1 protein-coding gene is annotated in these 9,770 nt (G+C 77.5%); it reads right to left on the bottom strand.

Features of this window, described 5'->3' with window-relative positions; translation table 11 throughout:
• The coding region (locus AB0H83_RS24715) for an SDR family NAD(P)-dependent oxidoreductase (RefSeq protein ID WP_360098257.1) at positions 1–9,665 on the bottom strand (9,665 nt) is incomplete at its 3' end.
• Positions 9,666–9,770 lie beyond the last annotated feature (105 nt).

The raw sequence follows: 9,770 nt of genomic DNA, 5'->3' as shown, positions 1-9,770 counted from the left end.
TTGCTGGCGCCGTCCTGGTTGATGGCGGTGCCGCGGATGAGGGCGTGGATGGTGCGGCCCTGGGCGAGCGCGTCCGACAGGCGCTGCAGCACCACGACGCCGGCGCCGTCGCCGAAGCCGGTGCCGTCGGCCTCCGCGGTGAACGGCTTGCACCGGCCGTCGGCGGCGAGACCGCCCTGGGCGTGGAACTGGTCGAAGATGGTGGGGGAGGCGATGACCGTGACGCCGCCGGCGAGCGCCGCGTCGCACTCGCCGGTGCGCAGCGCCTGCACCGCGAGGTGGACCGCGACCAGTGACGAGGAGCAGGCGGTGTCGACGGTGACGGCCGGTCCTTCGAGCCCGAACGTGTAGGCGAGCCGCCCCGACGCGACGCTGGTGTTGGTGCCGGTGAGCAGGTGGCCGAGCAGCGCGGCGGGCGGGTCGGTGCGCGGCCCGTACTCCTGGGCGATGACGCCGGCGTAGACGGCGGTCCGGCTGCCGCGCAGCTGGGCGGGGCTCATGCCGGCCCGTTCGAACGCCTCCCACGCGATCTGCAGCAGCAGCCGCTGCTGCGGGTCCATCGCGAGGGCCTCGCGGGGGCTGACGCCGAACAGCTCGGCGTCGAACGCGCCGGCGTCGTCGATGAAGCCGCCGACCCGGGCGTAGGGCTGCCCGCCGGCCCAGCCGCGGCCGTCCGGGAACGGGCCGACGGCGTCGTGCCCGCCGGCGACGAGCCGCCACAGGTCCTCGGGGCTGCGCACGCCGCCCGGGTACCGGCAGGCCATGCCGACGATCGCGATCGGCTCGTGCGCCGCCGCCGCGACGGCCGGTGCCGCCACCGGTACCTCGGCCGCCACCGCAGACCCGGCAGCCGGGGCGTCCTCGTGCAGGTCGTGCAGGTGGGTCGCGAGCGCGGCGATGCTCGGGTGCGCGAACACGACGGTCACCGGCAGGGTCAGGCCGGTCGCCTTGGCGAGCCGGTTGCGCAGTTCGACGGAGGTGAGCGAGTCGAAGCCGAGCTCCTTGAACGCCCGCCCGGCGTCGATCGCGGCCGGGTCCGGGTGCGCGAGGACTGTCGCGGTGTGCGCGCGGACCAGGTCGACCAGCAGCCCGAGCCGCTGCCCGGTGGGCGTGGCGGCGAACTGCCGGCGCCACGCGGAGCGCCCCGCACCCCGGTTCGCGGCCCGCGCCGGCGCCGGGCGGACCAGGCCGCGCAGCGGCGGTGGCACCTCGGTGGCGGCGGCGAGCGCGGCCCGGTCCAGGTCCGCGGCGACGACGGTGGCCAGCCCGGCGCTCAGCGCGGCGTCGAACAGCGCCAGCCCGTCGGCGACGGCGATCGGGGCGAGCCCGACGCGGCGCAGCCGGTCCAGGTCGGCGCGGCTCAGCCCGCCGGTCATCCCGCTGCCGGCGTCCCACAGCCCCCACGCGATGCTCGTCGCCGGCCGGCCGGCGGCCGTGCGGGCCTGGGCGAGCGCGTCGAGCCAGGTGTTCGCGGCGGCGTAGTTGGCCTGGCCGGGGCCGCCGATGGTGCCGATCGCGGAGGAGAACAGCACGAACGCGGCGAGGTCCAGCTCGCGCGTCAGCTCGTCGAGATTGGCGGCGGCGGCGGTCTTCGGGCGCAGCACGGCGGTGAGGTGCTCGCGGGTCAGGCCCGTGACCGCGGCGTCGCGCAGTACCCCCGCGGCGTGCACGACGGCGCTGAGGGGGCGATCGGCGGGGATGCGGGCGAGCAGCCGGCGGACCTGGTCGCGGTCGGCGGCGTCGCAGGCCGCGAGGGTCGCGGTGGCACCGAGCTCGGTGAGCCGCTCGACCAGGCCGGCGGCGCCGGGCGCGGCGGGGCCGGAGCGGCTCACCAGCAGCAGGTGCCGCACGCCGTGGGCGCGGACCAGGTGCTCGGCCAGGTGGGCGCCGAGGCCGCCGGTGCCGCCGGTGACGAGCACGGTGCCGTCGGCGGGCAGCGGCCGCGGCACGGTCAGCACGACCTTGCCGACGTGGGCGGCGTGCTGCACGTGCCGCAGCGCCGCGGGTGCCTGCCGCAGGTCGAATGTGGTCACCGGCGGCAGGGTCAGCTGCCCGGTCCGGAACCAGTGCAGCAGCACGACCAGCATCTCCCGCAGCTCGGCCGCGGGCAGGTCGAACAGGTCGAACGGCCGGTACCGGACCCACGGGTGGGTCTGCGCGAGCGTTTCCGGGTCGCGCAGGTCGGTCTTGCCGATCTCGACGAACCTTCCGTCGGGCGCGACCAGGTCGAGGGACGCGTCGGTGAACTCGCCGGCCAGGCAGTTGAGCACGACGTCCACGCCGTTGCCGGCGGCCGCGCCGAACCGGGAGGCGAACTCCAGCGTGCGGGAGCTGGCCAGGTGCGCCTCGTCGAACCCGGCGGCCAGCAGCATCGGGTGCTTCGCCGGTGCGGCGGTGCCGAAGACCTCGGCGCCGAGCAGCCGGGCGATCTGGGTCGCGGCGAGGCCGACACCGCCGGCGGCGGCGTGCACGAGGACCCGCTCGCCGGGCTGGACGGCGGCGACGGTGACGAGGGCGTGGTACGCGGTGGCGTAGACGACCGGCACCGCGGCCGCCTCGGCGAACGACCAGCCGTCCGGCACCGGCAGCGCGAGCTCGGCGTCGACGACCGCGGTGGGGCCGGTCGCGCCGCGCCACGGGCCGAGGACCCGGTCGCCGGGGGCGAGCCCGGTGACGCCGGGGCCGACCTCGGTGACGACCCCCGCGGCCTCGCTGCCGACGAGCTCCGGCTCCGGGTACATGCCGAGCGCGATGAGCACGTCGCGGAAGTTGACGCCGACGGCGCGGACCGCGACCCGCACCTGCCCCTCGCGCAGCGGCTCGCGGGCGGCGGGGTACGCGGCGACGGTGAGGCCGTCGACGGTGCCGGTCGGGCCGGTGACCAGCCGCCACGGGGTCGCCGCATCGGGCAGGGTGAGCGGTGCCGCGGCAGGCCGCAGGCGCGGGGCGAACAGCCCGCCGCGCCGCCACGCCGCCTGGGGTTCGCCGGCGGCGAGCGCGGTGTCCACGTCGGCCGCCGCGGTGCCCGGGGCGACGTCGAGCAGGACGAACCGGTCAGGGTGCTCGGTCTGCGCGCTGCGCAGCAGGCCCCACACCGCCGCCTGCGCCGGGTCCGGGGCCGGGTCGCCGGCGCCGGGCCGGGTACCGCCGGCGGTCACCACGGCGAGGCTGGCGGCGGCGGTACCGGGCTCGGCGAGCCAGCGCTGGACGTCGGCGAGCACCGCGGCGGTCACCTCGTGCACGGCACCGGCCGGCGCCAGGAGCACGACCGTGCCGGCGGCGGTGGCGAGCTCGACGTCCGCCAGCCGCGGGTAGCTGCCACCGGTCGCGGCCGGGGTGGCCAGCGGCTCCCAGCACAGCTCCAGCAGCTCCGGGCCGGCGGTGGGCAGCGGGCGCAGGCCCACGTCGGCGGTGAGGACGGCAGCGCCCGAGGCGTCGGCGACCTCCAGCCGGGACAGGTCGGGGTCGGCCGGGGTGATCCGCACCCGCAGGCCGCCGCGGCCCGGGCGGTGGCGGCGCACCCGCTGCCACACGAACGGCAGCTCGAGGCGGTCACGGCCGAGGATCAGCGGGTGCAGCGCGGCGTCCAGCGTCGCCGGGTGGATGCCGTAGCCGTCCTCGGACAGCCCGTCGGCGACCTCGGCGGCGCCGGTGACCTCGGCGTGCAGCTCGGCCCCGCTCCGCCACAGCTGGTGCAGGCCCTGGAACGCGGGACCGTACCCGTAGCCGGTCGCGGCCAGCGACTCGTAGCCGCCGGCGAGGTCGACCGGGGTGGCGCCCACGGGGGCGGCGGGCACGGCGACGGCGGGCGGCAGGTCGGCGGCGAGGGTGCCGGCGGCGTGGCGGATCCACGGGCCGTCGCCGGTGCGGGCGTGCACGGTGACCCGCCGCGCGCCGGTCTCGTCCGGGCCGGCGGCGGTCACCTGCAGCTCGGCGGCCGTGCCGGCCGGCAGCGCCAGCGGCGCCTCGATGACGAGCTCCTCGACGCCGGCCGAGCCGCACACGTCGGCGGCGTGCAGGGCCAGCTCGATGAAGCCGGTCGCGGGGAACAGCACGGCGCCGGCGACGGCGTGGTCGGCGAGCCAGGGTTGGGCGGACTCGGACAGCCGCCCGGTGAGCACGACCGCGTCGCCCTCGGCGAGCGGCACCGCCGCGCCGAGCAGCGGGTGCCCGGCGGCCGCGAGGCCGAGCGCGGCGGGGTCGGCGGCGTCCGGGCGGGGCGCCAGCCAGAACCGCCGCCGGGCGAACGGGTAGGTGGGCAGTTCGACGGCGCGCCGCGCGGCCGGGGCGAACACCGCGGTCCAGTCGACGCTCGCGCCGCGGGCGTAGGCGTGCGCGACCGCGGTCCGGAACTGCCCGGCGTCGCCGTGGTCACGACGCAGCGTGCCGACGGCCGCGCCGCCGACGCCGAGCCGGGTCAGCGACTCCTCGACCGGGGTGGTGAGCACCGGGTGCGGGGACACCTCGACGAACAGGGTGTGCCCGTCGCGGGCCAGGGCGCGCACGGCGGCGTCGAAGCGGACCGGCTGGCGCAGGTTGCGCCACCAGTAGCCGGCGTCCAGCTCGGCGGCGTCGACCGGTTCGCCGGTGACGGTGGAGTACAACGGGACGGCCGCCGCGACCGGCCGGACCGTGGCCAGCGCCGCGGCCAGTTCCTCCCGCAGCGGCTCGACGGCGGGGCTGTGCGAGGCGTAGTCGACGTCGATGAGCTTCGCCCGTACACCTGCAGCCACCGACGACGCGACGAACTGCCGGGTCTGCTGCGGCGGGCCGGCCACCACGGTGCTGGACGGGCCGTTGCAGACCGCGATGTGCAGCGGCGCGTCGCCGATGCGCTCCCGGACCTGGTCGGCGGGGAGCGACACCACCGCCATCGTGCCGGTGCCGGCGAGCGCCGTCAGCGCCCGGCTGCGCAGCGCCACGATCCGGGCGCCGTCGGCCAGCGTCAGCGCCCCGGCGACGCACGCGGCCGCGATCTCGCCCTGCGAGTGGCCGACGACCGCGTCGGGGCGGACCCCGTGCCGCTGCCACAGCTCGGCGAGGCCGACCATCACGGCCCACAGTGCCGGCTGGACGACGTCGACCCGCTGCTCCCACCCGGGCATCGTGTCGCGGAGCACGTCGGTCAGCGACCAGTCGACGAACGGTGCGAGCGCCTCGGCGCACTCGGCGATCCGCGCGGCGAAGACCGGTTCCTCGTCGAGGAGGCCGGCGGCCATCTGCCGCCACTGGGCTCCCTGCCCGGGGAAGACGAACACGGTCCGGCCGGTGCCGGCCACGCCCTCGGCGCCGGTTGCCGGGCTGTCACCGGCCGCGAGGGCGCGCAGCCCGGTGAGCAGCGTGCCGGGTTCGCGGCCGATGACGGCGGCGCGGTACGGAAGGCCGCCGCGGGCGGTGGCGAGGGTCCAGCCGACGCGGGCCGGGTCGGCGGGGTGCGCGGTGAGGTGCTCGGCGAGCTGCCCGGCCCGGACCTGCAGCGCCTCGGGGGTCTTCGCGGAGACGATCCACGGCAGCGGCGTCGCGTCCTGCGCGGCCGCCTCGGGGGCGCCGGCGGTGGGTGCCTGCTCCAGGATCATGTGGGCGTTGGTGCCGGAGATGCCGAACGACGACACTGCGGCCCGGCGCGGGCGCTGCACCGCGGGCCACGGCGTGTGCCTGGTCAGCAGCGCCACGCCGCCGCGGTCCCAGTCCACGAAGGACGACGGGCGGTCCGCGTGCAGGGTGGCCGGCAGCTCGCCGCGGCGCAGCGCCTCCACCATCTTGATCACTGCGGCGACGCCGGCAGCGGCCTGGGCGTGGCCGATGTTGGACTTCAGCGAGCCAAGCAGCAGCGGCCGGTCCGCCGGGCGGCCGGGCGCCGCGCCGTAGGTCGCCAGCAGCGCCTGCGCCTCGATCGGGTCGCCGAGCCGGGTACCGGTGCCGTGCGCCTCGACCGCGTCGACCTCGGCGGCGTCGACGGCGGCGTCGGCGAGCGCGAGACGGATCGCGCGCTGCTGCGAGCGGCCGTTCGGGGCGGTCAGGCCGTTGCTGGCGCCGTCGTTGCTGACCGCGGAGCCGCGGATGACCGCGAGGATCTCGTGGCCGGCGGCCTGAGCGTCGCTGAGCCGCTGCAGCACCAGCATCCCGACGCCCTCGGCCCAGGCGGTGCCGTCGGCGTCGGCGCCGAACGCCTTGCAGCGCCCGTCGGGGGCGAGCCCGCCCTGCCGGGAGAACTCCATGAAGATGCCGGGCGCGGCCATCACCGACACGCCACCGGCGAGGGCCATGCCGCATTCGCCGGCGCGTAGTGCGCGGACCGCGAGGTGCACCGCGACCAGCGACGACGAGCAGGCGGTGTCGACGGTGATCGCGGGGCCCTGCAGGCCCAGCACGTAGGCGATGCGGCCGGACGCGACGCTGCCGGTGGTGCCGGTCAGCAGCATGCCGGCGTGTTCGGCGTCGCCGCCGGCGAGTCGCGGCCCGTACTCCTGCGGCATCGCCCCCACGAACACCCCGACCGGCTCGCCCGCGAGGCCCGCCGGGTCGATCCCGGCCCGCTCCAGCGCCTCCCACGAGGTCTGCAGCAGCAGCCGCTGCTGCGGGTCCATCGCGACGGCCTCGCGTGCCGACAGGTCGAAGAACTCGGCGTCGAACTCGTCGGCGTCGTGCAGGAAGCCGCCGGACCCGGTGGCGCAGCCCTTGGCCCGCAACGCCGCCAGGTCCCAGCCGCGGTTCTGCGGGAATCCGGTGATGGCGTCGGTACCGGCGGCGACGAGCCGCCAGAGCTCGTCCGGTGAACGGACGTCACCGGGCAGCCGGCAGGCGGTCGCCACGATCGCGATCGGCTCGTCCGCCGCGCCCGCCGCGGCCCCGGCGGTGGCCGCAACGGCGCCGGACAGCTCGTCGCGCAGGTGGGCGGCGAGCAGCCGTACCGTCGGCAGGTCGAACACGGCGCTGCCGCTGACGCGGACGCCGGTGTCGGCGGCCAGGCGCGCGGCGAGCTCGACGGCGAGCGTGGAGTCGAACCCGAGCTCCTTGAAGGTCAGCACCGGGTCGACGTCGGCCCAGCCGTCGAGGCCGAGGACGGCGGCGGCGTGCGTGCGCACCAGCCGCTCCGCGCCGGCCAGGTCGACCATCCGTGCCGCGCCGGGCTGCGTCGCCGCGGTGGCCGCCGGCGGTGCCCCGACGGACGCGGGGCCGGCTGCAGCAGCTGCGGGGCCGGCTGCAGGGCCGGCGGAGGCGGCCGTCGGGTCGGGCTGGGGCAGCCAGAACCGCTTGCGGACGAACGCCTGGGTCGGCAGGTCGACGGGGGCGCCGGCCGGGATGAGCGTGCTCCAGGCCGGCTCGGCGCCCGTGGTGTACGCGGCGGCGAGCGAGACGAGGAACCGCCGGTGCCCGCCGCCGTGGGACAGCGTCGTGATGACGTCCGTGCCGGCGAGGCTCCGCCTGGTGGCGGTGTCGAGGACGGGGTGTGCCGACAGCTCGATGAACCGGGTGTGCCCGGCCGCGGCGAGGGCCGCGACGGCCTGCCGGAAGCGGTCGCCCGGGCTGTCGCGCCAGTACCCGGCGTCCAGTGCCGACGGGTCGACGGCGGTGCCGGTGACGGCGGAGAAGAACGGGATCCGCCCCGGTCGCGGCTCGATCCCGGTGAGCTCGACCGCCGCGCCGTGCAGGGCGCCGCCGGTGGGCACGCCGGCCGCGTGTTCGCCGGCGGTCGCGCTGACCGCGTGTTCGCCGGCGGGTGCGCCGGACAGGGCGCGTGCCCGGGCGGCGATCACGCGGGCGGCGTCGCCGAGGCTGAGGACGCCGGCGACGTGCGCGGCGGCGATCTCGCCGTGGGAGTGCCCGACGACCGCCGCCGGCTCGACGCCGTGGTGCGTCCAGAGGTGCGCGAGTGCAGTGCTGACGGCGAACATGCCCGGCAGCGCGACGCCGGTGTGGTCCGGCGCCGGCGCACCCGGCCGGCCGTGCACGACGTCGAGCAGCGACCAGCCGGTGAGCGGGTCGAGCGCGCCGGCACAGGCCTGGAAGCGTTCGCGGAACGCGTCGCTGCCCGCCAGCAGGTCGCGGGCTGTCCGCGCCCACTGCGGGTCGTCGCCCGGCAGCACGAACACCGTGCCGCCGCGGGACACCGAACCGGTCGCGACGTCCTCGGCGGGCCGCCCCTCCGCGACGGCGGCGAGGCCGTCGAGGAGCGCCTCCCGCCCGTCGGCGACGATCGCGGCCCGGTGCGGCAGGTGGCTGCGGGTGGTGGCGAGCGACCGCGCGACGGCGGCGGCCGGGGCGTCCGTGAGCTGCGCCCGCAGGCGCCCCGCCTGCGCCCGCAGCCCTTCGGCGGTGCGGCCCGACACCACGAACGGCATCGGCGCGGTGGGCTCGGCGGCGGTGGATGTGCCGGTGGCGGGGGCGGGGGCGGCGGTGACCACGACGTGGCAGTTGGTGCCCCCCATGCCGAACGACGACACCCCCGCCACCAGCGGGCCGTCCTGCTGCGGCCAGGGGACCAGCTCGGTCTGCACCCGCAAGCCCAGCGCCGGCAACGGGATGCTGGCGGCCGCGGCCCGGAAGTGCAGGCTCGGCGGCAGCTGCCGGTGCCACATCGACAGCACGACCTTGAGCAGGCCGACGATGCCGGCGGCGCCCTCCAGGTGGCCGATGTTGGTCTTCACCGAGCCGACCGGCAGGGCGGCCGCCCCGCCGTCGCGGCCCGCGCCGAGTGTCGCGCCGAGGGCGGCGGCCTCCACCGGGTCGCCGACGCGGGTGCCGGTGCCGTGCAGCTCGACGTAGCCGACCGCGGTCATCGGCACGCCGCTGCGCTCGTACGCGTCCCGGATCACCTCCTCCTGCCCGGCGCGGCTCGGCACGGTGAGGGCCTCGCCGGGGCCGTCGTTGTTCACCGCGCCGCCGGCCAGCACCGCGTACACCCGGTCACCGTCGGCGACGGCGCGGGAGAGCAGCTTGAGCACCAGTACCGCGCCGCCCTCGCCGCGTATGAACCCGTTGGCCCGCTCGTCGAAGGTGTAACAGCGCCCGTCGGGGGACAGCCCGCCGAAGCGCTGCGCGGTGAGGGTGCTCTCCGGGGCCAGGATGACGTTGAGACCACCGGCGAGGGCCAGGCCGGTCTCGCCGCGGCGCAGGCCCTCGCAGGCCAGCTGCACGGCGACGAGCGAGGACGACTGGCCGGTGTCCACGACGAGGCTCGGCCCGCGCAGGCCCAGCACGTGGGAGACGCGGTTGGCGATGATGCCGCGGTGCAGGCCGGCCATCGTGTGCTCGCCGGGGGCAACCCGGCCGGCGAGGGTGGCGTAGTCGTCCCAGATCGCGCCGACGTACACGCCGGTGCGGCTGCCGTGCAGGTGCTCGGGGACCAGCCGGGCGTCCTGCAGCGCCTCCCACGCCAGCTCCAGCGCGATGCGCTGGCGCGGGTCCATCGCGGCGGCCTCCCGCGGGGAGACGCCGAAGAAGGCGGCGTCGAACGCGTCGACCTCGTCGAGGTACCCGCCCGGCAGCCCGGCGGTGTGTGCTTCCCGCCCGGCGGGCGCGGGGCCGACCGCGTCGACCCCGCCGGCGAGCAGCCGCCAGAACGCTTCCGGGTCCGGTGCCTGCGGCAGCCGGCAGGACATGCCGACGACCGCAACCGGTGCAGCGCCGCTGGTGTATTCATCGTTGCCGTCATGTTTCGCCACGTCGTCACCAATCCCCATCCGCGGCCCGCGACCGGCGGGCGACCGGTGGAACGAAATGCGTTCATCATGGGAGCGGCGGCTGAAAGCGCGCTTGCCACCGGCTAA

The sequence above is a fragment of the Dactylosporangium sp. NPDC050688 genome, from assembly GCF_040654515.1.
In the GTDB taxonomy this organism is placed as follows: Bacteria; Actinomycetota; Actinomycetes; order Mycobacteriales; family Micromonosporaceae; genus Dactylosporangium.
This window is presented reverse-complemented; position numbering and strand designations above follow the sequence as displayed.